This is a genomic window from Scandinavium sp. NPDC088450 (genome assembly GCF_044900545.1).
Classification (GTDB): Bacteria; Pseudomonadota; Gammaproteobacteria; order Enterobacterales; family Enterobacteriaceae; genus Scandinavium.
The window spans coordinates 63,556-86,391 of record NZ_JBJDNI010000010.1 but is presented as its reverse complement, the minus strand read 5'-3'; the positions used below and the strand labels follow the sequence as shown (position 1 = coordinate 86,391).

Below are 22,836 nucleotides of genomic sequence, written 5' to 3'. Positions count from 1 at the left end.
TCCTGCTATCAGGCGGCGGGGAAGATAATCTCAAGTGCCTGAAGAGAGTCTTCCCAGCCCGCTTTTTCAAAAATGCCCTGTTGCAGAAAGCCCTCCAGTTGCGGCCATAACGCAATGGCCTTGTCGAGCATCGGGTCGCTGCCTTTGGCATACGCGCCGACGCTGACCAGGTCACGGTTACGCTGGAAACTGGAAAGCAGTTGTTTGAAGTTCCTCACCCGCGCGTAGTGCTTCTCCGTGATGAGGGCGGTCATGGCGCGGCTGATGGAGGCTTCGATGTCGATGGCCGGATAGTGGCCCGCTTCCGCCAAACGGCGGGACAGCACAATGTGGCCGTCAAGAATGGCTCGCGCTGAGTCAGCGATCGGATCTTGTTGATCGTCGCCTTCGGTCAGCACGGTATAAAACGCCGTGACCGATCCGCCGCCGGTAATGCCGTTCCCGGCGCGTTCAACCAATGCCGGAAGTTTGGCGAACACTGAAGGCGGATAGCCTTTGGTCGCTGGCGGTTCGCCAATGGCGAGCGCGATTTCACGCTGGGCCATGGCGTATCGGGTCAGGGAATCCATGATCAGCAGCACGTGCTGTCCACGGTCACGAAAATCTTCGGCGATGCGCGTGGCATATGCGGCACCCTGCATACGCAGCAGAGGCGAAACGTCAGCCGGAGCGGCGATAACGACGGAACGGGCACGGCCTTCAGCACCCAGAATGTTTTCGATAAAGTCTTTGACTTCGCGACCACGCTCGCCGATAAGCCCGACCACAATCACATCGGCCTGGGTGTAACGCGCCATCATGCCGAGCAGCACGCTTTTCCCGACGCCGGAGCCTGCGAACAGGCCCATACGCTGGCCTCGTCCGACGGTGAGCAGGGCGTTAATCGGGCGAACACCGGTGTCCAGCACATGTTCAATCGGCGTGCGCTGCAACGGGTTAAACGGTTGAGTGATCAGCGCGCCGGTTTCGGTGGTGTCCGGGGCTGGCAAACCATCAAGCGGTTTACCGGCACCATCAAGCACGCGACCAAGCAGCGCAGGCCCTAAGGGCAACTGTTTCCCGCTTTGCAGACCGTCGCCAGAAGCATTACGTGCATACACGCGAGCGCCCGGCAAAATGCCTTCAACTTCTTCCAGCGGCATCAGGAACAGGCGCTGACCGTTAAAGCCGACGACCTCACTTTCGACTTCACGCACCTCGCCATTTTCCTGACGCTCAATCACGCACGTCGCACCCAGCGGCAATTGCAGCCCGGTGGCTTCCAGTACTAAGCCTGTGGCGCGAGTCAAACGACCGTAACGACGCACAGCCGGAAGCTGGGTCATTTTGGTCTCGAAATTGTCGAGCGTGGTCAGCCAGCGAGTTAAACGGGCGGTCATCAGATGACTCCCGGAGCGGCCAGACGGCACAGCTCCTGCCAGCGCGTGGCGACGCTGGCGTCGAGATCGCCTTCATCAGCGGAGATTTTGCAGCCGCCATGATGCAGCGTCGGGTCACCGCGCAGCCGCCAGCCGTGCAGGCTTAACGTCGCGCCAACCATCTCTTCAACTCGCTGTAAATCATCCGGATGTACACGCAGTTGCGGTTTGCCGCTGAACAGTGGTTCCTGTTGCAGCAACGCCTGAATCTGTTTGATCAGCGCAGAGTTATCGACCACCGGAGCCTGACCAATCACCTGACGTGCCGCTTCAAGCGCCATCTGCATCAGGCGCGAGGCAATCACGCTGTCGAGGGCGTCCAGCGTATGCTGAAACTCGCTCACCAGCTGTTGCATCCGTGCATGTAACGGTGCTTGCTGCTGTTGCGCCTGAGTCAGGCCTTGTTCCTGACCCTGTGCTAAGCCTTCCTGATAACCTTGCGCATGTCCGGCGCTGCGACCTTCATTCAGGCCTGCGTTGTAGCCCTGTTCGTGAGCCTGCATCTGAATATGCGCCAGCTGTTGTTGCAGCTTTTGCTCTTCAGATATCTCCGGCTCCGCGTCAGTTTGCTCATCTGTAGCACTGAATTCGGCGACAAACTCCGGCATTCTCGGGGCCAAATCGTCAGGCTGCCAGACTTTCCATGGCGTGGTATCAGACATAGGTGTCGTCTCCGCTGCCAATCACCATCTCGCCGGTTTCGGCCAGGCGACGCACAATAAGCAGAATCGCTTTCTGTTCGTTCTCCACCTGCGACAGGCGAACCGGGCCACGGTTGGCGAGGTCGTCGCGCAGGATATCCGCCGCACGCTGCGACATGTTGCGCAGGAATTTCTCGCGCAGCGGCTGTTCGGCCCCTTTGAGGGCGATAAGCAGCGATTCGGAATCCACTTCCTGCAACAGGCGCTGGATGCTGCGATCGTCCACTTCGACGAGGTTTTCGAACAGGAACATCTCGTCGATGATTTTCTGCGCCAGCTCGCCGTCGAATTCGCGCACGGCGGTGATAACCGCTTCTTCCTGCTGCGTTTTCATCAGGTTGATAATTTCGGCTGCGGTTCTCACGCCGCCCATTTTGCTGCGCTTGAGGTTCTGGCCGTCGAGCAGGTTGTTGAGCACTTCGGTCAGCTCAGCCAGCGCCGCAGGCTGAACACCGCCGAAGGTGGCGATACGCAGCATCACGTCGTGGCGCAGACGTTCGTCGAACAGCGCCAGAATATCGGCTGCCTGACCACGTTTGAGGTGCACCAAAATGGTCGCGATGATCTGCGGGTGCTCGTCGCGAATAAGATCGGCGGCGCTCTGTGGCTCCATAAAGTTGAGCGTTTCGATACCGCTGGTGGTTTCGCGGGTTTCGAGAATATCTTCCAGCAGGCTGGCGGCGCGTTCTTCGCCCAGCGCTTTCACCAGCACGGAACGCAGATACTCATTGGCATTGACGTTCAGCGCCGCGTACTGCTCTGCTTCATGTTCAAACTCGGCCAGCACTTCGGTCAGTTGCTTGTTCGAAATCTGACGCACGCTCGCCATCGCCGCACTCAGGGTTTGCACTTCGCGGGTGTTGAGGTGTTTGAACACCTCCGCCGCGCGATCTTCGCCAATGGTCATCAGCAGGATGACGCTTTTATCGGTACCGGAAAGGGCTGTATTACTCATGGTCGTTGCTCATCCACTGGCGAATGACCAGCGCGACGACGCGCGGATCGTTGTCTGACATTTCACGAATACGCTGGCTCATCACCTCGGCGCTCAGGCGCTGGTTGGCACGGCGACTCTGCTGTTGCTCATCTTTGCTGAGGTGAACTTCCACCGCCTGCGCCATTTCGCGTTCGATGCGGGCTTCTTCCTGCGCGGCTTTCAGCACTTCCTGGCGGCGAACAAACTGCGGACGAACCGCTTTACGCCACAAGATCCACGCCACAAGAGCAATCAGCAGCCAGCGACCAGCAGACATCAGCTGATCGATAAACGATTGCTGTTGCCAGAACGGCAGCTCGCCTCCGGTTTCATCCCCGGCGGTAAACGGCGAGTTGACCACGTTGAGGGTATCGCCACGGGTGGTGGAGTAGCCCATCGCTTCGCGAGTCAGGTCTTCAATCTGTTTCATCTGATCGGCGGTCAGCGGCAGCGGCTTACCGTCCGGCAGATTTTTGTAGTTCACCACCACCGCAACGGACAGGCGCTGCACATCACCGACGTTCATCTTGGTGTGCAGGATCGTGCGGTCGACTTCGTAGTTGGTGGTTTCGTTACGCGAGCTGTTGCGCGGGCCACTCTGGTTGTTGGTGCTGGTGGTACGCTGCTGACCCTGAGCCGCATTCTGGTTGGCAGGCGGCGTCGAGATTGGCGCATTTGGCGCTGGGGCAGGGGAGTTGGATAACGCGCCTGGCACGCCGCCCGGATACGGGCTGCCGACCTGCTCGCTCTCATTCACCTGACGGGAACGCATCACGGCCTGGCTGGCATCGCCATTCGGGCTGTATTGCTCCTGAGTTTGTTCTTTATTATCGAAGTTGATCTGCGCGGTGACCTGCGCGTGAACGTTGCCGTTGCCGACAATTGGCGACAGGATGGATTCAATACGGCGCTGAATGCGGCTTTCCACATCAGCGGAGTATTTGAGTTGAGTGTCATTCAGGTCGCGATCGCCGGTATTCGATTGGGTCAGCAGATGGCCACCCTGATCGACCAGCGTCACGTTGCCCGGTGGAAGACCCGCAACGGCACTCGACACTAAATGCACCACCGCCGCAATCTGGCCTTCATCCAGCGCACGGCCAGGCTCAAGGTTCAGGGTCACGGAGGCGGAAGGTTGTTTTTGTTCACGCACGAACAGCGTCGGTTTCGGCATCGCAAGGTGAACACGTGCACTTTTCACCGGGCCGAGCGTTTCGATGGTGCGGGCGAGTTCACCTTCCAGCGCGCGCTGATAGTTCACCTGCTCGCTGAACTGGCTGATGCCAAATTTTTCCTGATCCAGCAGTTCAAAACCCACCGCGCCGCCTTTTGGCAACCCGGCCTGAGCCAGACGCAGACGCAGCTCATGCACTTTATCCGCTGGCACTTCAATCGCGCCGCCGCTATCGGCAAAACGGTAAGGCACGTTCATCTGCTGAAGCTGGGTGACGATGGCACCACCGTCCTGATCGGTCAGATTGCTGAACAGCGTGCGGTAGTCCGGCTGCTTTGCCCACAGCACAAGAGCCACGATGATGGCCACCGCCGCGGCACTTGCCACCATAAGGGGAATTTTGGGGTTAGCGCGCAGGCGAGCGACCCACTCAGGCATCTTTGTTTGGGCTGTGGTCGTGGCTGTCGCGCTCATTGCGCACCTCGCAAATACGGATCGCTGGTGTTAAACGTGGACAAAAACAAGGCTGACTCCCGGTCGGCAAAGGCAAAGTGATAGCCATGCCATTATTTGACGTTCCGCGATTTTCTATGGGTCAAATAGTCGGGTTTTTTCACGCTAATTAGCGCCTTTATCTTATTGACAAGCTGCTAATCTCATCCTCCATGACATCGACCAGGGGATAAACATGGCTATCACAGGTATCGAAGGGGTACTGACGCAGATGCAGGCAGCCGCCAGCGTCGCCCGCAATCAGGCAGTTGAAGAGCAGCCGTCCATCAGCTTTGCCGGGCAGTTAAGCTCCGCGCTGGACCGCATCAGCGAAACGCAAAACAGCGCCAAAGCGCAGGCCGAAAAATTTGCGATGGGTGAACCCGGCATTGCATTAAACGATGTGATGACCGACCTGCAAAAATCGTCCGTATCTTTGCAGATGGGCATTCAGGTCAGGAATAAGCTGGTAGCGGCTTATCAGGAAATGATGTCGATGCAGGTGTAGTCAGTACTTCGCGGGAAGTTTGTGGACCTTCTTCAATATCCCGTTTTCAATTTCAATGTACCCGCCCTGGCGCAGCTGGCTGAGGATTTTCATGATCCCGCTGCGCGAGAGCAGCGACTTTTCGCGTATGTACTGAGTGATGAATTTAGATTCCCGGTACTCGTCGGGTTCGTTCATCATATACAGCAGTTGAGTACGGACAATCTCATAGGCGTTTGGTCCCACCAGTTGCTGGTTGAGGGTAAATAACTTATTGAGTAGTGCGATCAGATGATTGGCTAACGGTCGCCACAGATCGTCTTCCTCCACGATCTTCATCGCCTTTGACTGCGGCAGTGAGCCTAAGGTGCACTCGCTGGCCGTTTTGATATACACCGAATCCACATACGGGAAAATGCTGCCGAGCCCTATTATCATTGGGGAATGCAGTGTGGTCAGTAATAAATCATCCTGTTTGCGGTGAAGGGTGACAAAGCCTTTTGTCACCACATAGCACAGCATCTCATCCTCAGCGCTGTAAGGCAGAACCCAGTCCTTGGGGCAATCCGAGAAATCCATCTGTGCGCCAATATGCTTGATTAATTCAAGGCCATAATGCGTGGGCTGATTGAGATGAGGGGCTGGTGTCACGTTGTTGGGCATCTTAACTCTACTTACCGTTATTGATTATCAACAGTAAATATAGCGCCTCCCGCGTCATCCAACAGGGGGTCTACCGTTAATACTTTTTGGGTAAGTTAGTGATCCCCATCAGGAACCCATTTTCAATTTGTATGTACTGACCTGTCCGTAATTCAGACAAAATGCGCATAATGCCGCTACGGGACAGATAAGTTCGATTTTTAATATATTTCGCCACGGTAGTGCTCTGTCTGACGGTTTCCGATTCCTTCATCAACTCATAGAGCTGATAGCGAATAATATCGTAGGCCGACATTTGGTGAACCTGCGTACAGTGTTCATAAATTTTGGAGATGGTATAGAGCAACACCTTCACGAAGGGCTCCCATAACTCTTCTTTGGCGACAATTTCATTGACGCGCCGCAGCGGAACAAAACTGATTTCACACTCCTCCAGACATTGCAGATACATGGTATCTGGGGTTTCGGGTTGATTGCCCAGACCGAAAATAAAAGGTGCCTGTTCTGAGGACACGACCATGCCGTCACCCCGACGGCGTAGCGCCATACTCCCTTTATGCAGCACGATACACATCTGATTTTTAGACGTGGTGTATTTCAGAACCTCACTTCGTTTCGCGACTGAGCGAGGCAGGTCTGCACTTAACGGCGTCATCAATGCGGTAATTTCCTCGCAGGGCAGCATTTCCGCAGCCAAAGGGTTGCTATTGATATTCAACGTTTCGTTCATATTGATGGACCCAATGATTTACCAGGTGGATAGCAGGTATTAATTATCACTCTGGAATAAATGGATTGATACTCCTGATAAGTGTGGAAAAATAGACACCCAAGCGAAACGGTTGAACGGTAACTCTTTGTTTAATAGGCGGTCCTTGAATTAACTTGTGTGATCTTTGTCGTGGTTTTGTCTCTTATTATAGGGGTGTGTAAAGGTAGACACTTGTTATATTCATTTGTTTGTGATTATCACTTGGATAGCGTCTTATAGAAGCTTTCAGGCTTGTCTGTATCCTGCGTAGATAAGCGCTTTAATTTTCTGGAACATATTATTGGTGTCTAAAATTAAACACCTAAAAAATTTGCCAGTGCGTCCGTGAATGTATAAATTTCGCATCCAGCAACACGGCATCGTCTCAGGCAATCATCGAAATGATTATTCTCCCAGGAAGAAATAATTAAATTGAATATTGTTTTGAATACGATGAACTGATTGCCAATAAACTCATGTGAAAACATAAATACCTAATTAAATTCCCGCTGCAAATAATGGAGCGGCGGAATTTATACGACTGTCGTCATAGGTTTAATCAAATAGCTATTTAAGGAAAAATGTAATGAAAAAGAATCTGATCGCTGTTGCTTTCGCTGCTACCGCTGCACTGTCTATGTCTAACGCCATGGCTGCTGCTGGCACCGTAAACTTCACCGGTGAAATTCTGGACGCGGCTTGCTCTGTAGACGTGGCTTCTCAGGACCAGACCGTTGATCTCGGTAAATACAACAAGTCCGAGTTCTCTGCTGTCGGTTCTAAAACTGCTGCTACTCAGTTCAACATCGTGCTGAAAGACTGCCCAGAAACCGTAACGTCTGCAAAAGTCCGCTTCGACGGTACTCCAGATGCAACCGATTCTTCTCTGCTGGCTATCGACAGCTCTGTTGCTGATGCAGCAACTGGCGTGGCTATCAACCTGATGACCGGTGACAAATCTGACCTGCCACTGCACGGTGAGAACGACTACAGCTACACCCTGAGCTCCACTGCAGACAACACCCTGCCGTTCTACGCACAGTACAAATCAACTGCTGCCACTGTGACTGCGGGCCCGGCTAACTCTGTTGCCAACTTCTCTGTGGTTTACAACTAATTTCCCCTTCCGGAAATGCACTGGGGCCGGCTATCGGCCCCTTTTTTCATCGAGGTACAAAATGAATTTTCTTCGTAAAACCTTAATTGCCTGCGCAGTTATTTCCGCCGGAATGAGCGCGGCGAATGCCGGGATCGTTATTGGCGGCACCCGCGTAATTTATGACGGCAATAAAAAAGAAGCTTCCATCAGTGTGAATAACCCGGACACCACGCCTTATTTAATTCAGTCCTGGATTGAAACGCAGAATGGTGGCGCGGAGAAAGCTCCTTTTGTGATTACCCCTCCGCTGTATCGCCTGGGTAAAGATCAGCAGAACGTCGAGCGTATTTTGCTGGCCGGTGCCGTACCGCAGGATAAAGAGAGTCTCTACTGGCTGAACATTAAGGCCATTCCGTCTGCGCCGCGTAAGGACAATAGCCTGCAGATTGCGGTGAAAACTCGCATCAAGCTGATTTACCGCCCGGCGGCCCTCAAGGGTACCGCGCCGGAAGAGCTGGCAGACAAGCTCAGCTGGTCGCGCAGTGGGAACCAACTGACGGTGACCAACCCGACGAACTACGTGATGAACTTTAACGACATCACCGTCGGCGGACGCAAGCTCGAAGATGTCTCCTACGTGCTGCCGGGCTCAACCGCACGCTTCACTTTACCGAATGGCGTTAGCGGCGGGGCGCTGACCTTTACCGTCATCAACGACTACGGCGGTCCAGGAAAACCACATAACGGCAGTATTTAAAAAAAGCTCAGACGTCATAAAGGACTACAGGTTACGACATGGTTTCCAGACAACAACAATTACTCAAACCTGCCAGGCTGGCATTTTGCATCGCGCTGGCGCTGGGGAGCGTAACGAACGCCGCCCACGCCCGCGATTTCTTTAACCCTGAGCTGCTCGAACTGGATAACCCTGGGGCGGGCAAGGCGGACCTTTCCGCGTATGAATCCGGTTCCCAGGCACCGGGGACTTACCACGTGGATATCGTCATCGATAACCAGCTGGTGGATACCCGTGACGTGGAATTTAAGGGTGTCTCTGGGGCGGACGACGAAGTGACGCTGTTGCCGTGCCTGAGCGTGGAGCAGCTGAAAACCTGGGGCGTGAAAACCGAACTCTTTCCGCAGTTGGACACGGGCGGACAGTGCGCGAACTTATCCGCTATCCCGCAGGCCTCAAGCGACTTCCAGTTTGGCACCCAGCGTCTGGTGCTGAGTGTCCCGCAGGCGGCGCTTTCTCCGCAGGCACGCGGCTGGGTATCGCCCGATCTGTGGGATGAGGGGATCAACGCGGCGATGCTCAACTACTCGGTGAGCGGGTCGAATAACTGGGCGCGGGGGAATAACGGGCAGAGCTCTGACAGCCAGTACGCTAACCTGCGTCCAGGTATCAACATCGGTCCATGGCGTTTTCGCAACTACACCACCTGGACCCGCGACAGCAACGGCCAGGACAAATGGGACACGGTCTACACCTACGGCCAGCGTGACATTATTCCGCTAAAGTCTCAGCTCACCGCGGGTGACAGCTCTTCGCCATCAGACGTGTTTGACAGCATGCCGTTCCGCGGTGCCCAGTTGGCGTCCGACGACGACATGCTGCCAGACTCGCTGAAAGGCTATGCGCCGGTCGTGCGTGGGATCGCCCGTACCAACGCTCAGGTAGTGATCCGCCAGAACGGCTACGTCATTTACCAGAGCTATGTGGCACCGGGCGCGTTTGAAATCACCGACATGTACCCAACCGGTGGCGCGGGTGACCTCGACGTGACGGTCAAAGAAGCCGACGGCAGCGAGCAGCACTTCAGCGTGCCGTTTGCCTCGTTACCGGTATTACAGCGCGAAGGGCATCTGAAGTATTCGGTGACCGGCGGGCAGTATCGCTCCTATGACAGCAGCGTGGACAAGACCCCGTTCAGCCAGTTCACTGCCATTTATGGTCTGCCAAAAGGCTTCACCCTTTACGGCGGGATGCAGGAGTCGAGCAAATACCAGTCTCTGGCGGCCGGTGTGGGCAAGAACATGGGCGACATCGGTGCGTTCTCAGTGGATGTCACCCAGGCGTGGTCGAAGCCGCAGGACAGTGAGAGAACCAGCGGGCAGTCCTGGCGTGGACGCTACAGCAAAAACATTGCAGAGACAGGCACCAACTTTGCTATCGCAGGTTATCGCTACTCCACCAGCGGTTACTACGGCATGCAGGAAGTCCTCGACACCTACAGCGGCAATAACAACGTGCCGGACCGTCGCCGTAACCGTATGGAGCTGACCGTCAGTCAGACCATAGAAAGCTTAGGGTCGCTGATGCTGAGCGCGGTACAAGAGGATTACTGGAACAGTGACAGGACGATGCAGTCGTACAGCGCCGGATACAACAACGGCTGGCGCGGGATTAACTACGGCGTGACGTACACCTACAGCAAAAATGGTAGCTCAACGGGATCGGGTAACCAGACGTACTACGACAAGGATCAGCAGCTGGCGCTGAACGTGAGCATTCCGCTGGAGAAATTCCTGCCGAACAGCTGGGTCAACTACAGCATGAACGCCAGCAAAAACAACGGTACCACCCATCAGGTGGGCCTGAGCGGGATGGCGCTGGAAAATAATGCGCTGAACTGGAACGTGCAGCAGGGCTACGGCACGGATGATGTCGGCTACACCGGCAACATGAACGCCGATTATAAAGGCACTTACGGCGAAGTCACGGCAGGCTACGGCTATGACAAGAGCAGCGAACGTCTGAACTACGGTCTGCAGGGCGGCATTCTGGCTCACGCCGACGGCATCACCCTGAGCCAGCCGCTGGGTGAAACCAACGTGCTGATCAAAGCGCCGGGCGCGAAGGGGGTCAGCGTGCAGAACCAGACCGGAGCGAAAACCGACTGGCGCGGCTATACGGTGGTCAGCAACCTGACGGTGTTCCGTAAGAACGACGTGGCGCTGATAACCGATTCACTGCCGGACGACGTGGAGCTGGAGCTGACTAACCAGACGGTTATTCCAACCCGTGGTGCCGTGGTGCGTGCGGATTATGTCGCTAACGTTGGGATGCGCGTGTTGATGACTCTGACCCAGGCGAATGGTCAGCCGGTGCCGTTTGGGGCGATTGCGACCCTCGAGGGTAAATCGGAAGGATTTATTGTTGGGGAAGGTGGGCAGGTTTATTTATCTGGAATAAACGGCGATGAGTTGCTGAATGTTCAATGGAGTCAGAATGAAATTTGCACTACGCGCCTTAATACAGAACGCGACACTCCACCTCAAAAAATAGTCCAGCTCACAGGAGTCTGTAAGTAAATGAACAGAATTTTAATAATGCTATTTTATTTATTATGTTTCAGCTATACGAGTATTGGAGTTGCTGAGGCAGCCAATTGCACACCGCAAATAGGCGCCTCGATTTTCACAAGTGGTGGACAAGTGGTACAAAGGGATGCAGCAGTAGGAACTCCCATTGGAGCAACTTTGTATGGAACTAACGCATTAACTATTAAATGTGTAACTGATGTTGGCGGCTCATCTGCGGGCATTAAATCATTACTTGCATATAGTATGACGATTAATGGTGTCAGAATTTATTCAACAAATTTGCCTGGTGTAGGGATTGCAATTGGTATGAATTCGCATTCGGGTTCAGTGAATTCTGTTGGCATGGTATACCCTGGGGTTCACGATTATAGCCTGTTTTTGGGGCAAACTATGCCTGCTGTGAATGGAGCTACAGGTTCTGATTGGATGGTTGATGGATGGAGTAATAATAATGGGGATGTATTTTCGTACACATTCCAGCCAATGATTCAACTTTATAAAATCGGCCCGGTTACTGCAGGTAACTTAAATGGTGTGATTGGAGCATTTATGGGAAATAGCCAGGCGAAGGCTGCAGGAACATGGACTTCAGATATTCCAATTAGTTTTAGTTCTCCTGTAAGCGTTGTTGCATGCTCAATCAAAACCCCGAACCTTGTATTCCCAATAGGAAATATTCTTGCGTCAACTTTCGGGACCACCATTGGGACAATCCCGTCAGGAGCCCAAAATACTCAGAGCTTAGGGCTGGATTGTGACGCAGGGGCGAATATCAACGTCAGCCTTTCCGGAACCCAAAACCCGGACGTAGGCACAACCAGTGTATTGGCTTTAACCGGTCAGGGTAATAGTGACGTAGCTAAAGGTGTAGGTGTACAAATTTTATATAACGGCTCACCACTTGTGCTGAATAACCGTATTGTTTTGAAGCAGTCTTCCGGCGGCCAGGAAACTTTCCCGTTAACCGCCCGTTATTACCAGACTAAAACCTCTGTGACCACCGGCACGGCAAACGCTTCAGCCACGCTGAATTTGACTTATCAATAATATAAATGGAGTTAACGATGAAAAATGTAAAATTAGCCGCCGTTAGCGCGGTCGTAATGGGCGCGCTGCTGGCTAGCGCCGGTGTCAACGCTGCTGACCCGGTTACGTTGAATATCACCGGGAATGTCGTGGCATCCCCGTGTCAAATTAGCAGCGACAGCGTGACCAAATCGGTAGATCTGGGCCAGAGCATTCAGGCATCGTCCCTGCAAACGGCGGCATCGTCCACTGACTGGGTGAACTTCGACATCGGCCTGACTAGCTGCCCGGCGGGTACCACCAAAGCCATCATGACCGTACACGGCACAGAGGATGCGTTGAGCACCGGTGATCTCTACAAGAGCACCGGCACCGCAACCAATCTGGGTGTGCAGTTGCAAAGCCAGGCTGGCGATCAACTGGGCGACGGTAAATCGCTTACCGGGACCATTGCCAGCAATGCCTATACCTACAAACTGCGCGCTCGCGCCTACAGCACCAATGGCGGCGTTACGCCAGGCACGATCATTTCCGTGGTCACAGCCACTTTCGTCTATCAGTAATGACATTGTGCCCCGTTGAATACGGGGCGTAATGGGGAATAATGCAGATGAAACTTAGCTTACCGATAATAATACTTATCAGCATGCTGCCTTATACTGCCTTTGCCGATGGCACGCTGAATATTTCAGGAAAAGTTGTGGCGAGCGCCTGCACCGTAGATGTGAATACGGTCGACAGAACAATTGATTTAGGCAGTATTCAGTCTTTTGATTTGCGCAGTCCAACCTCTGGCGGTGAATGGGTAGATTTTACGCTGGAAGTGAATCAGTGCCCCGCGGGTTTAAATTTTGCAACGGCGAAGTTTAGCGGCGATCCTGATAGCAATGATGTGACGACCTATAAAAATACCGGGACCAGCACAGGCGCTTCATTACAGCTGGGTGCGCGAACCACCATTTATGGCAACGGCACGTCGATGAAAAGTTCTGTCGACCCATCAACGCATAAAGCCACGTTCCCGCTCTCTGCCCGTATTTATTCTGCAAAAGGTAATGCCACGTCCGGTACCTTTCACTCCGTTGTGAATTTAACGTTTACCTATCAATAAATTCAAAAAGAGGCTCGCACAAATCAATACGTTGTTGTGCCTTGAGCCTCATCTTTACAGCTATTACTCTGCAAGCACAATGATGTCCCTGCCTTGCGGGGAAAGTACAAGGTTATTTCAATGGTCAATATCATCATCAAAGATGAGGATGAAATCTTTCGTCTTGGTATGGAGGAACTAATAAGGGAATTTTTTGCGACAGAAAATATTCAGGTTGTTAATTTCATCTATGAACTCACCGAGGAAACGGTTGCCGCAGCCGATATCATTGTGGTCTCCCTGTGCCTCGGGGAAGCAGATCTGTGTCTACCGGAACTGAAGGCTCGGGGAACCAATGTCGTCATCGGTATTGTCGATGAATATCCACTGAGAAAAGGGGTCGTGTCTTCGTGCACCAGAACGCTGACTTTTATTGAGCGTAATGAAAGGCTGAATGCAGTCCGTGAAAAGATAGCTTTTTCGTGGCAGCAATTTCGGCCCGTTGTTGAAAATAAAATAGAGAGTAACTGTTACACTTGTCGACACAAACAGCTCTCTCTGCGCCAGGGTCAGATTATGGCTCTTTATTACCAGGGAAGAACAGTGAACCAGATAGCCAGTGAGCTTAACATCAGCGATAAAACATTTTTCTCGCACAAATATCTGGTGATGAATAAATACAATCTGCATAGTGAACAAGAGTTATTGATTTTTCTGCATCGGCTGAAAGAGAAAAATACCGTTTATAACCGCTTCCGGGAGTGCCTTAATCTCTTGAAGGGGGGCCATAATCTGTAACACAAGTCGTGCTCTGCTTGTCGCCTTACGCAATGTGCCCGTTTATTTTTTTAGCCGATTACTTTCCGTTCCTGTGTAACCGATCATACTTTCCTCTACGGTTCGTCAACGCGTCGAGGTCACTATGGCTGGCAGCAAATCCTCATCGTCGTCTCATGCTCCTGTCGCAGAGCATCTTTTTTGGCTGCGGGTGGAGAATGCCGCTCGTCAGTATGGCTTCGTGCTGCTGATTTTGCTGTTGCTGGCTGGGTTCTGCGGCCTGTTTTCGAAAGGCTTCTTCAGTAACGCCAGCGCGGTGAATACGGACCAGTCGTTGAGCGTGAGCTATGAGCGCTTTGGGCGCAATCAAAGCGACATGGATTTGAAGCTGACGCTCAAAGTGCCTGCCAGCGACAGTTATACGGTGACGCTGGGCGGCCAGTTTATGGATGCGTTTGAGATAAATGCGCTCTACCCACAGCCGTGGCGCTTTACCAGCCATCACGGTGCAATGACGCTCGAATTCCACGATCAGCCGCAGGGCGGAACGCGCACGCTGTGGCTCAGCGTGCAACCGCGTGATGCCGGAAGAGTGAAGTCGACGCTACAGGTGAATCAGCAGCCGCCTGTTGCCCTTTCCCAGTTTATTTATCCGTAGGCGTTGCCCATGGATATGATCCTGCGAGCCGTCGCAATTTACCTGATTCTGGTGGTGGTGTTTAAAATCGCCGGGCGACGTGCATTGTTACAGATGACGTCGTTCGATCTTATTTTGCTACTCATCATCAGTGAGGCCACTCAACAAGGGCTGCTCGGCAATGATTTTTCTGTCACTGGCGCGGCGTTGTGCATCATTACGCTCATCGTGATGGATATGCTGTTTGGCAAACTCAAAAAATACCTGCCGGGTGCCGAGGAGATGATCGACGGCACGGCGGTGGTGTTGGTGGAAAATGGCGTGTTGTTGCGGGGGAAAATGAAAATGGCGGATATCTCCGAAGAGGACATTATGGCTTCGGCGCGTAGCAATCAGGGGCTGACAAAGCTTGCGGAAATTAAGTTCGCCATCCTCGAAACTAATGGTCATATCTCCATCATTCCGCAGAAGTAAAGGCTGGAAGCGATAGCCCTTTAATGACACAATATTTTTTTCACGGTTTGCAGGATGAGTGATGAAAAAGTTTGCGATGATTGGCGCGATGCTGGCCCTGAGCGGGTGTGTTCAGATTGATAACTATAACGATGTGGTTAAAGCTCCCGCCCCGGCTGGGCTTGCGGGCTACTGGCAGTCAGAAGGGCCACAAAGTGCGATGGTCAGCCCGGAAGCCATTGCGACGCTGATTGTCACGCCGCAGGGCGACACGCTGGATTGCCGTCAGTGGAAACGCATTATCGCGCTGCCGGGTAAATTGATGCAACGTGATGACGATATTTATAACGTCACCAACAAGCGCGACGTGTATGCCATCGAACGCGAAGGTGAGCGTATTGAGTACGATCGCATGACGCTGAAACGCGTGGATCGTCCTACCCAGGAATGTGCCGACTACCTGGAAAAAAATCCTCTGTTGTCGCCGTTGCCTTAAAAGAGTGAGTGCCCGGTGGCAAGGTAAACAGCAAAAATCCTCTCGAGAGAGGATTTTTTAGTTTTTGCTCCCCTCGCCCTGTGGGAGAGGGGCCGGGGGAGAGGGCATCAGGCCGTACAGTCCGTGAAATACCTTCCCGAATTAAATCACCTCCTCCATCACCCACACGCTGACGCTTCCCCCTTTGCAGGTAAACACGCCCGTGCCGCTTTCGTCGGTTTCCACCGTCTCTTCGCGGTTAGCGAGAAAATCCTTCCAGCGTTTGTTGCCGTAGTTATCCCCAAGGGCGATTTGTTTTTCGCCATCATCCCCGTTTGACAGCACCACCACGCAGCCTGGCGCTTCGTCTGTGCCGCTGCGGCTGAAAGCAATGCAGTTAGGGTGATCGAAAAACAACGTCTGTACACCATGGGCGAAACGCTGGCGAGCGTCGATCAGTTCGTGCAACTGCTCAATCACTGGCATCTCTATTTTGTAGGTGTTACCGTCACCGCCGGTATCTTCATAAATGGCACCAAACAAGTCCGGATAGAACACCGAAGGCACGCCATTCTCGCGCAGCAGAATCAGTGCGTAGGCCAGCGGTTTAAACCAAGGTTCAACCGGGGCTTCCAGCGCCTGAAGCGGCTGTGTGTCGTGGTTGGTCACCAGTGTCATGGCGTGGAAAGGGTCTGCTTCGACAAGCGTGCCGGTGAAAATCTGGCTCATGTCGTAGTCGCGGCCCAGACGTGAGGCCTCGTGGAATTTCATCTGTAGCGGGGCATCGAACAAAAGCGTCTGACCGTCGACCTGATTGATGTAGTTTTGCAGTGTCTCAACTTCATGCGACCAGTACTCCGCCACGATAAACAGCGGTTTGGGCGCAACTTCCTGCACGTGTTCTATCCACTCTTTGTAGAACCAGGCCGGAATGTGTTTGACCGCATCAAGACGAAAACCGTCGCACCCGGTCTGTTCCATCACCCAGCGCGCCCAGTATTTCAGCTCCTCGGTGACCGCGTGATTGCGAAAATCGATGTTTTCGCCCATCAGGTAGTCGAAGTTACCCAATTCACCGTCGACCTGATCGTTCCAGCCTTCGCCGCTGTAGTCGTTGACGATTTTAAACACGCCGTTTTCATTTGGGTTTTCGATATAGTCCACGCCGCTAAAGCATTTGAAGTCCCAGACGAATTGCGAATATTTCCCTCCGCGAACCGGGAAGGTGTATTTCGTCCAGGCATCACATTCGATGACTTCATCGTCGATTTGGGTGCGATCTTGTTCGTTGACGCGCTGAACATGAATGCGTTCTTTCTCGTCCGCGCCCATTTTGTGGTTTACCACCACATCCAGCAGCACGGCGATGTCATGCTCTTTCAGCGCGGCGATGGCTTTCAGCAATTGCTCTTTGTCACCGTATTTGGTCGAGCGTGATCCTTTTTGATCAAACTCGCCCAGATCGAACAAGTCGTAGCTGTCGTATCCCACGGAATAGCCGCCAGACGCGCCTTTGTACGCCGGGGGCAGCCAAATCATGTTGACGCCAATTTCATTGAGGTTGGGCGCAAGCGCTTCGACCTCCCGCCACAGTTCACCGCCAGCGGGGTAATACCAGTGAAAACATTGCAACAGGGTGGGATTGCGCATACAGAGACTCCATGTGGGAAGAGACTCTAGTATGGAATATTTAGAGGAAAACGCCTGGCGCGCAGCACGCGCCAGCGAATCAGTTGGTCGGGGTGTCGCGGGATTCCTGCGGCACCAGGACGTGGCCGCCCTGTTTGCCATACGCGGTCAGCACAGATTTTTGCATCGAAGACTGGCCCACCAGTTTCGACAGTTCATCCATACGGGCCTGCAGCAGGCGCTTCACCTCGGATTCATTGTCCAGAATGGCCCGCAGAACAGGCCTCAGTTGCTCTTGCACACTTGAAGAGGGATCAAGGTCTTGCGTGGCTTCCGCCAGGTTTTGCACCGCTCTGACATACTCCATTTCACAGGCGATTAATTCATCCCATTGTCCTTCCGAGGCGTGTCGCAGCATGATGAGGCTTTGATCAAGAAGCTGCTGGTACAGGCTATACAGGTGCGGTGCAGTGCTCATTAGACGGCGTCCTGAATCAGAGTGGGCGAGGTGGCAACTTCCTTCCAGGCATCGGCGATATTGCGCAGCAAATACTCCACCTCTTCAACGGCGGAGATTTCGTTGCGCAGATTGGCCTGCAGGAGACGCCTTACCATATAGGCGTACAGAGCAATCAGGTTTTGCGTGAGTTCATCATCGCTTTTCTCATCAAGGCCGATTTTGAGGCCGTTCTCGATGATGTTTATCGCTTTCGAGAGGGAAAGGCCTTTCCCCTCCAGATTGTTGTCCTGCATAAACAGGCGAGCGCGGACCAGGGCGCTGAGCGCACCCTCGAACAGCATGTTCACCAGTTGCTGTTGGCTGGCGCTCATCACCGCGCTTTCGACTCCAATTTTTGCGTAGGCCTGTGTGCCATTTGCGCCGTACATGTTAGCTCCTGGGCTTGGTTAATTAGCTTTTGCTGCTGGAAGAAGTGTCGAACTGCTGAGTCAGATAGCTGCTGGTGGAGTTCAGCGAGTTCATCATCACGTCAAGCTGGGTAAACTGGGCTTTGTAGCGCGCGACCATGGTGTCGATACGATCGCTGGCTGCGTTGTATTGCTGCGTCAGATTGTTCAGGGTCTTGCTCACGCCATCAGTCGCGGCCTGGATGATCCCGGTGCTGGAGAGCCAGCTAGTGAGGTTGGTGCTCATGCTGGTGGTAATGCCGGAGGTTTTACCGTCACCGACGATCATATCTTTCACGCCAGCTGAATTCGTTGTGAGTGCGTTCTCAAGCTTAGTGCTGTCGACGGACAATTTGCCGGTGCTCGCATCACTGGTGATACCAATTTGGGACAGCGTTTTCAGCGTGGCGCTTCCAGAGTTGGTGAGCATGCCTTTTAGCTGTGTCTGGATGGTACGCAGGGTGCTGTCACCCAGAAGAGCACCATTGCTGGTATCCTGGGAATCGGTACCTGCATCCACCGCCGTGTATTTGGTCAGAGAAGCAAAGGTGTCCTGCAGCGAGTTGTAGGCGTTAACCCAATCATTGATGGCACTTTCAGCCTTGGAAGTGTCTTTGCTGATAGTTAATGTCTGATTACCCGTAGTGACGTCATTCAATGTCAGGGTTATGTCTTCAAGCGCATCGCTAATGGTATTACTGCTGTTTTCAATAGCTACGTTGTTGACAGTTAGTTTGGCGTTTTGGGCGGTGACGCTCTCTTCCATGCCGTTAGTGGCGCTGGCAGGGTTGTAACCCATGAAGTTTTGTAGGGCGCTGTCACCGCTAACGCTGATGCTCATCGCGTTATCAACGCCAGTATCTTTAGAGGTGATAGACAGACGATACTGACCGTTACCAACGTTAATGATACTTGCGCTCACGCCTGCATCGGCTTTGTTGATAGCATCACGAATGCCGCTCAGTGAAGAGTTTGCGGCACTGATATCAATCTTGACGGGATCTTTACCGCCACCTTGTTGGATGGTGATGGAGCTATCTGAGCTGGCAATAGCGGTTTTAGTATCGCTTTGAGCATTAAGCGTCGTCAGCGTCTGCGCCTGCGCCAATTGCGTGACACTGATGTTGTATTTGCCTGCAATTGCATTACCTGTTGTGGTCGCGCTGAAGGCGTCTGCACTACTGGTCGTGGTCGTGGCAGTAAACAGATCAGCCTTATTCAACGCCGTGTTAGCAGTCTGAAATGCAACCAATGCACTCTTCAGAGTGCCATAGGCACTGAGTTTTGCAGTGTAAGAAGATTGCTGCGTAGAAATCGGTGTTAACGTTGATTTTTCAGCAGCTGTCAGGCTATCCAGAATACTGCTTAAATCGAGACCCGAGCCAACTCCCAGCGTAGAAATACTTGCCATATTAATTCCTTAATCTATCGACATGTAGAATGAATACCGGGGTTATCGGCGGGAATGGCGGAAAGTTTACGTTTAATTTTCTTTTTTTAATGGCGGGAATAAAGGCACGACAGAAGAGTATTTCGACGGCTAAGAAATTATTTCAGGGTTTGTGAAAAAAGATCTAAAGGTTGGTTGGGGCACGACGATAACCACATTGACGGCGATTGAGCCGACGGGTGGAAACCCAAATCTAACCCACAGATTTGATGAACAACAGGAAACGAAATCATGGCACAAGTCATTAATACCAACAGCCTCTCGCTGATCACTCAGAACAACATCAACAAGAACCAGTCTGCTCTGGCGACTTCCATTGAGCGTCTGTCTTCTGGTCTGCGTATCAACAGCGCGAAAGATGATGCTGCGGGCCAGGCGATTGCTAACCGCTTCACCTCTAACATCAAAGGCCTGACTCAGGCTGCGCGTAACGCCAACGACGGTATCTCTGTTGCTCAAACCACTGAAGGTGCCCTGTCTGAAATCAACAACAACTTGCAGCGTATCCGTGAGCTGACCGTTCAGGCAACCACTGGTACTAACTCCGATTCCGACCTGTCTTCTATCCAGGACGAAATCAAATCCCGTCTGGACGAAATCGACCGTGTATCCGGTCAGACTCAGTTCAACGGCGTGAACGTGCTGGCAAAAGACGGCTCCATGAAAATCCAGGTTGGCGCGAACGATGGCGAAACCATCAGCATCGACCTGAAGAAAATTGACTCCAACACATTAGGTCTGTCTGGCTTCAACGTTGATGGTGCTAAGCAAGTTTCTGGTGGTGAGCTGATCTCCGAGTTCGGCGCTACTGGTACTGACAACTACAAAGTCGGCGCTGCAACTTATAATGTTGATGTTTCTAGTGGTGCTGTATCCTCTGCTGGTGCTGCACAATACATCAATGCAGCTGATGGTTCCTTCACCGCTAACGCAGTTACTACTAACACGGCCAAATTGGGCTCAGCAGATGCATCCGCAATTGCAACTGCCGCAGTCGGGAAAAAAGACGGCGATAAAATTACTGTAAACGGCGTCGATTTAACACTCGTTGGTGATGCGTCCGCAGATGGTTTTGGTAATGCTACATTCAAAACAACTGTAGGCGGCAAAGACCTCACTCTGACGGTCGCGGGAAGTACTTCTAACGTAGGTGCAAGCGCAACTCTGACTGGCCCAGCTATCTATACAGATGCGGCCACAGGTCAGTTAACTACCGCGGATAAGTTGGACAACCGTGCGGCAAAACAGTCTGACCTTGATCTGCAGGGAGCAACTAAGCAAGGTAGCACTTTGTCAATCAACGGCAAAACCTACAATGTAAATGCTACAGGTGACCAGGTTACCGCAGACTTTACCGACGCAGGTGGTACAACCACAACTCAGACCGTATACCTTGGTAAAACTGCAGGCGGCGCAACCACTCTGATCAGTGCTGATGCTGCAAAATCTCAGCAATCCACCACCGATCCGCTGAAAGCACTGGACGATGCTATCGCTTCCGTAGACAAGTTCCGTTCTTCTCTGGGCGCTATCCAGAACCGTCTGGATTCTGCGGTAACTAACCTGAACAACACCACCACCAACCTGTCTGAAGCGCAGTCCCGTATTCAGGACGCCGACTATGCGACCGAAGTGTCCAATATGTCTAAAGCGCAGATCATTCAGCAGGCTGGTAACTCCGTGCTGGCAAAAGCTAACCAGGTTCCACAGCAGGTTCTGTCTCTGCTGCAGGGTTAATCTGTCAAAGCTTGATTTGCTTCACAAACCCCGCTCCGGCGGGGTTTTTTCATTGTACAGTTTCACTTAACTCCCCAAATAACCCCCCCTTTTAGCCACTATTCCGTCGATTAAAACCCCTCCAGAAACGGATAATCATGCCGATAACTCAACTATTGCAGGGCTGTTTATCGTGAATTCACTCTATACCGCTGAAGGTGTAATGGATAAACACTCGCTGTGGCAGCGTTATGTACCTCTGGTGCGACACGAAGCATTGCGCCTTCAGGTGCGGTTGCCGGCGAGCGTGGAACTGGATGATCTGCTTCAGGCGGGCGGCATTGGGTTGTTGAATGCCGTCGAACGTTACGATGCTCTGCAAGGCACGGCATTTACCACATACGCAGTACAGCGCATACGTGGCGCGATGCTGGACGAACTGCGCAGCCGCGATTGGGTGCCGCGCAGCGTCCGCCGCAATGCTCGTGAAGTGGCGCAGGCGATGGGACAACTGGAACAGGAACTGGGACGTAACGCGACGGAAACGGAAGTCGCCCAGCGTCTTGGCATTGCTGTTGAGGAGTATCGTCAGATGCTGCTCGATACCAATAACAGCCAGCTTTTCTCCTATGACGAATGGCGGGAAGAGCACGGCGACAGTATCGAGTTGGTGACTGAAGAAAACCAGCAGGAGAACCCGCTCCATCAACTGATGGAGAGCAATCTGCGCCAGCGCGTGATTGAGGCCATCGAAGCCTTGCCGGAACGTGAGCAACTGGTGCTGACGCTTTACTACCAGGAAGAGCTCAATCTCAAAGAGATTGGCGCCGTACTGGAAGTGGGGGAGTCACGCGTCAGCCAGCTTCACAGTCAGGCTATTAAGCGCTTGCGTACAAAACTGGGTCGGTACCAGGAGGGCGGCTAAGCTGTCATGCCTGGAGAAATGCCGCACATAGCATTGACTACCAGGAGTTATCATGACGGTGCAGCACGTAAAAAGACGGCCTTTAAGCCGCTATTTGAAAGACTTTAAACACAGCCAGACGCATTGCGCCCATTGCCACAAACTGCTGGATCGCATCACGCTGGTCCGCAAGGGCGAAATCGTCAACAAAATTGCCATTTCCCGCCTTGATACGCTGATGGACGAAGCCGACTGGCTGCTGGAACGCCGGGAGTGGGTAGCGCTTTGTCGATTCTGCGGTGACTTGCACTGCAAAGAGCAGAGCGATTTCTTCGATATCCTCGGCTTTAAGCAGTATCTGTTTGAACAAACCGATATGAGCCCCGGCACGGTGCGCGAATATGTGGTTCGCCTGCGTCGTTTGGGGAACCATCTGACCGCGCTGAAAATCGACCGCGAACTGCTCGACGGTGAACCGGACGAAACGCTGGCACCGTGGTTGCCTTCAACCAGCACCAATAATTATCGCATTGCCTTACGCAAGTACTCGCAATATAAAAATGGCCGTCCCGTTGTTGAGTCGCAATGGTTCGCGTATCAGGTCACCTCTGATATATATTAATTTTGAATAAGATGTAACGTACGGGTATTAGCTGTTTTAGCTATAACCCTTACACTGCAAAAA

General features: G+C 52.8%; 24 protein-coding genes. 14 read left to right on the top strand and 10 right to left on the bottom strand.

Going from position 1 to position 22,836, the window contains the following annotated elements:
- Positions 1–8: 8 nt before the first annotated feature.
- The 4 genes from fliI to fliF are packed head-to-tail and all read right to left on the bottom strand — an operon-like array spanning position 9 to position 4,743.
- Positions 9–1,379 (bottom strand): flagellar protein export ATPase FliI, encoded by a 1,371-nt coding sequence (gene fliI / locus ACI2I2_RS11420; protein ID WP_330984425.1) that lies wholly within the window; start codon positions 1,377–1,379, stop codon positions 9–11.
- Entirely contained in the window at positions 1,379–2,080 is a 702-nt protein-coding gene (gene fliH, locus ACI2I2_RS11415) for a flagellar assembly protein FliH (RefSeq protein WP_404658016.1), read from the bottom strand. The genes fliI and fliH overlap by 1 nt, the downstream gene beginning before the upstream one ends.
- On the bottom strand, positions 2,073–3,074 hold the full coding sequence (fliG, locus tag ACI2I2_RS11410) for a flagellar motor switch protein FliG (RefSeq protein WP_330984423.1): 1,002 nt from the start codon (positions 3,072–3,074) through the stop codon (positions 2,073–2,075). Before fliG ends, fliH begins: the two co-directional genes overlap by 8 nt.
- Positions 3,067–4,743 carry a flagellar basal-body MS-ring/collar protein FliF gene (fliF, locus tag ACI2I2_RS11405; protein WP_404658015.1) on the bottom strand — a complete coding sequence of 559 codons (1,677 nt, stop codon included), beginning with the start codon at positions 4,741–4,743 and terminating at the stop codon, positions 3,067–3,069. The genes fliG and fliF overlap by 8 nt, the downstream gene beginning before the upstream one ends.
- 214 nt (positions 4,744–4,957) lie before the next feature.
- Here fliF and fliE point away from each other — a divergent pair, with 214 nt between their 5' ends.
- Complete coding sequence (gene fliE, locus ACI2I2_RS11400) at positions 4,958–5,269, top strand: flagellar hook-basal body complex protein FliE (protein ID WP_404658014.1); 312 nt, start codon at positions 4,958–4,960, stop codon at positions 5,267–5,269.
- Here fliE and ACI2I2_RS11395 read toward each other — a convergent pair whose 3' ends face one another.
- Both ACI2I2_RS11395 and ACI2I2_RS11390 read right to left on the bottom strand, forming a co-directional pair.
- Positions 5,270–5,911, bottom strand: coding sequence for a helix-turn-helix domain-containing protein (locus tag ACI2I2_RS11395; protein ID WP_404658013.1), 642 nt, complete (start codon positions 5,909–5,911; stop codon positions 5,270–5,272). It abuts the gene before it with no gap.
- Positions 5,912–5,987: 76 nt separating this feature from the next.
- Positions 5,988–6,641: a helix-turn-helix domain-containing protein gene (locus ACI2I2_RS11390; RefSeq protein WP_404658012.1), complete on the bottom strand. Its 654-nt coding sequence runs from the start codon at positions 6,639–6,641 to the stop codon at positions 5,988–5,990.
- Between the two features lie 607 nt (positions 6,642–7,248).
- Here ACI2I2_RS11390 and ACI2I2_RS11385 point away from each other — a divergent pair.
- The 10 genes from ACI2I2_RS11385 (at position 7,249) to yedD (ending at position 15,567) form a co-directional block, all read left to right on the top strand.
- Positions 7,249–7,779, top strand: coding sequence for a fimbrial protein (locus ACI2I2_RS11385; RefSeq protein ID WP_404658011.1), 531 nt, complete (start codon positions 7,249–7,251; stop codon positions 7,777–7,779).
- Between the two features lie 61 nt (positions 7,780–7,840).
- Positions 7,841–8,518, top strand: coding sequence for a molecular chaperone (locus tag ACI2I2_RS11380; protein WP_404658009.1), 678 nt, complete (start codon positions 7,841–7,843; stop codon positions 8,516–8,518).
- A 38-nt stretch (positions 8,519–8,556) separates the two neighbouring features.
- A complete protein-coding gene (locus tag ACI2I2_RS11375) occupies positions 8,557–11,076 on the top strand; it encodes a fimbria/pilus outer membrane usher protein (RefSeq protein ID WP_404658008.1) in 2,520 nt (839 codons plus the stop codon).
- A complete protein-coding gene (locus ACI2I2_RS11370; RefSeq protein ID WP_404658007.1) occupies positions 11,077–12,135 on the top strand; it encodes a fimbrial protein in 1,059 nt (352 codons plus the stop codon).
- A 17-nt stretch (positions 12,136–12,152) separates the two neighbouring features.
- Positions 12,153–12,677, top strand: a complete 525-nt coding sequence (locus ACI2I2_RS11365) for a fimbrial protein (RefSeq protein WP_404658006.1) — start codon at positions 12,153–12,155, stop codon at positions 12,675–12,677.
- A gap of 47 nt (positions 12,678–12,724) precedes the next feature.
- Positions 12,725–13,225: a fimbrial protein gene (locus ACI2I2_RS11360; RefSeq protein WP_404658005.1), complete on the top strand. Its 501-nt coding sequence runs from the start codon at positions 12,725–12,727 to the stop codon at positions 13,223–13,225.
- A 120-nt stretch (positions 13,226–13,345) separates the two neighbouring features.
- A complete protein-coding gene (locus tag ACI2I2_RS11355) occupies positions 13,346–14,002 on the top strand; it encodes a helix-turn-helix transcriptional regulator (RefSeq protein ID WP_404658004.1) in 657 nt (218 codons plus the stop codon).
- 124 nt (positions 14,003–14,126) lie between these two features.
- Positions 14,127–14,639, top strand: coding sequence for a hypothetical protein (locus ACI2I2_RS11350; RefSeq protein WP_404658003.1), 513 nt, complete (start codon positions 14,127–14,129; stop codon positions 14,637–14,639).
- A gap of 9 nt (positions 14,640–14,648) precedes the next feature.
- Positions 14,649–15,092, top strand: a complete 444-nt coding sequence (locus tag ACI2I2_RS11345) for a DUF421 domain-containing protein (protein WP_404658002.1) — start codon at positions 14,649–14,651, stop codon at positions 15,090–15,092.
- A 61-nt stretch (positions 15,093–15,153) separates the two neighbouring features.
- Positions 15,154–15,567, top strand: coding sequence for a lipoprotein YedD (gene yedD, locus ACI2I2_RS11340; RefSeq protein WP_404658001.1), 414 nt, complete (start codon positions 15,154–15,156; stop codon positions 15,565–15,567).
- A gap of 141 nt (positions 15,568–15,708) precedes the next feature.
- On the opposite strand, the gene amyA is transcribed toward yedD, so the two are convergent.
- From amyA to fliD, 4 genes are all read right to left on the bottom strand, one after another.
- A complete protein-coding gene (amyA, locus tag ACI2I2_RS11335) occupies positions 15,709–17,196 on the bottom strand; it encodes an alpha-amylase (protein ID WP_404658000.1) in 1,488 nt (495 codons plus the stop codon).
- 79 nt (positions 17,197–17,275) lie between these two features.
- On the bottom strand, positions 17,276–17,653 hold the full coding sequence (fliT, locus tag ACI2I2_RS11330; RefSeq protein ID WP_404657999.1) for a flagella biosynthesis regulatory protein FliT: 378 nt from the start codon (positions 17,651–17,653) through the stop codon (positions 17,276–17,278).
- Positions 17,653–18,063 carry a flagellar export chaperone FliS gene (gene fliS, locus ACI2I2_RS11325; protein WP_330984415.1) on the bottom strand — a complete coding sequence of 137 codons (411 nt, stop codon included), beginning with the start codon at positions 18,061–18,063 and terminating at the stop codon, positions 17,653–17,655. The genes fliT and fliS overlap by 1 nt, the downstream gene beginning before the upstream one ends.
- 22 nt (positions 18,064–18,085) lie before the next feature.
- Positions 18,086–19,492: a flagellar filament capping protein FliD gene (fliD, locus tag ACI2I2_RS11320; RefSeq protein WP_404657997.1), complete on the bottom strand. Its 1,407-nt coding sequence runs from the start codon at positions 19,490–19,492 to the stop codon at positions 18,086–18,088.
- A gap of 270 nt (positions 19,493–19,762) precedes the next feature.
- Between fliD and ACI2I2_RS11315 the strand changes: the two genes are divergently transcribed.
- The 3 genes from ACI2I2_RS11315 to fliZ all read left to right on the top strand — a co-directional run bounded on the left by ACI2I2_RS11315 (position 19,763) and on the right by fliZ (position 22,773).
- A complete protein-coding gene (locus ACI2I2_RS11315) occupies positions 19,763–21,268 on the top strand; it encodes a flagellin (RefSeq protein ID WP_404657996.1) in 1,506 nt (501 codons plus the stop codon).
- A gap of 172 nt (positions 21,269–21,440) precedes the next feature.
- The gene (locus ACI2I2_RS11310) at positions 21,441–22,172 is read left to right on the top strand and encodes an RNA polymerase sigma factor FliA (protein ID WP_330984412.1); all 732 of its coding nucleotides are present in this window, start codon (positions 21,441–21,443) and stop codon (positions 22,170–22,172) included.
- A 52-nt stretch (positions 22,173–22,224) separates the two neighbouring features.
- Positions 22,225–22,773, top strand: a complete 549-nt coding sequence (gene fliZ / locus ACI2I2_RS11305) for a flagella biosynthesis regulatory protein FliZ (RefSeq protein ID WP_404657995.1) — start codon at positions 22,225–22,227, stop codon at positions 22,771–22,773.
- The last annotated feature ends 63 nt before the right edge of the window (positions 22,774–22,836 follow it).

What these genes read in the sequence shown, in the direction of transcription:
- fliI (WP_330984425.1), bottom strand. Translation starts at nt 1,379, where the DNA reads ATGACCGCCCGTTTAACTCGCTGGCTGACCACGCTCGACAATTTCGAG.
- fliH (WP_404658016.1), bottom strand. Translation starts at nt 2,080, where the DNA reads ATGTCTGATACCACGCCATGGAAAGTCTGGCAGCCTGACGATTTGGCC.
- fliG (WP_330984423.1), bottom strand. Translation starts at nt 3,074, where the DNA reads ATGAGTAATACAGCCCTTTCCGGTACCGATAAAAGCGTCATCCTGCTG.
- fliF (WP_404658015.1), bottom strand. Translation starts at nt 4,743, where the DNA reads ATGAGCGCGACAGCCACGACCACAGCCCAAACAAAGATGCCTGAGTGG.
- fliE (WP_404658014.1), top strand. Translation starts at nt 4,958, where the DNA reads ATGGCTATCACAGGTATCGAAGGGGTACTGACGCAGATGCAGGCAGCC.
- ACI2I2_RS11395 (WP_404658013.1), bottom strand. Translation starts at nt 5,911, where the DNA reads ATGCCCAACAACGTGACACCAGCCCCTCATCTCAATCAGCCCACGCAT.
- ACI2I2_RS11390 (WP_404658012.1), bottom strand. Translation starts at nt 6,641, where the DNA reads ATGAACGAAACGTTGAATATCAATAGCAACCCTTTGGCTGCGGAAATG.
- ACI2I2_RS11385 (WP_404658011.1), top strand. Translation starts at nt 7,249, where the DNA reads ATGAAAAAGAATCTGATCGCTGTTGCTTTCGCTGCTACCGCTGCACTG.
- ACI2I2_RS11380 (WP_404658009.1), top strand. Translation starts at nt 7,841, where the DNA reads ATGAATTTTCTTCGTAAAACCTTAATTGCCTGCGCAGTTATTTCCGCC.
- ACI2I2_RS11375 (WP_404658008.1), top strand. Translation starts at nt 8,557, where the DNA reads ATGGTTTCCAGACAACAACAATTACTCAAACCTGCCAGGCTGGCATTT.
- ACI2I2_RS11370 (WP_404658007.1), top strand. Translation starts at nt 11,077, where the DNA reads ATGAACAGAATTTTAATAATGCTATTTTATTTATTATGTTTCAGCTAT.
- ACI2I2_RS11365 (WP_404658006.1), top strand. Translation starts at nt 12,153, where the DNA reads ATGAAAAATGTAAAATTAGCCGCCGTTAGCGCGGTCGTAATGGGCGCG.
- ACI2I2_RS11360 (WP_404658005.1), top strand. Translation starts at nt 12,725, where the DNA reads ATGAAACTTAGCTTACCGATAATAATACTTATCAGCATGCTGCCTTAT.
- ACI2I2_RS11355 (WP_404658004.1), top strand. Translation starts at nt 13,346, where the DNA reads ATGGTCAATATCATCATCAAAGATGAGGATGAAATCTTTCGTCTTGGT.
- ACI2I2_RS11350 (WP_404658003.1), top strand. Translation starts at nt 14,127, where the DNA reads ATGGCTGGCAGCAAATCCTCATCGTCGTCTCATGCTCCTGTCGCAGAG.
- ACI2I2_RS11345 (WP_404658002.1), top strand. Translation starts at nt 14,649, where the DNA reads ATGGATATGATCCTGCGAGCCGTCGCAATTTACCTGATTCTGGTGGTG.
- yedD (WP_404658001.1), top strand. Translation starts at nt 15,154, where the DNA reads ATGAAAAAGTTTGCGATGATTGGCGCGATGCTGGCCCTGAGCGGGTGT.
- amyA (WP_404658000.1), bottom strand. Translation starts at nt 17,196, where the DNA reads ATGCGCAATCCCACCCTGTTGCAATGTTTTCACTGGTATTACCCCGCT.
- fliT (WP_404657999.1), bottom strand. Translation starts at nt 17,653, where the DNA reads ATGAGCACTGCACCGCACCTGTATAGCCTGTACCAGCAGCTTCTTGAT.
- fliS (WP_330984415.1), bottom strand. Translation starts at nt 18,063, where the DNA reads ATGTACGGCGCAAATGGCACACAGGCCTACGCAAAAATTGGAGTCGAA.
- fliD (WP_404657997.1), bottom strand. Translation starts at nt 19,492, where the DNA reads ATGGCAAGTATTTCTACGCTGGGAGTTGGCTCGGGTCTCGATTTAAGC.
- ACI2I2_RS11315 (WP_404657996.1), top strand. Translation starts at nt 19,763, where the DNA reads ATGGCACAAGTCATTAATACCAACAGCCTCTCGCTGATCACTCAGAAC.
- fliZ (WP_404657995.1), top strand. Translation starts at nt 22,225, where the DNA reads ATGACGGTGCAGCACGTAAAAAGACGGCCTTTAAGCCGCTATTTGAAA.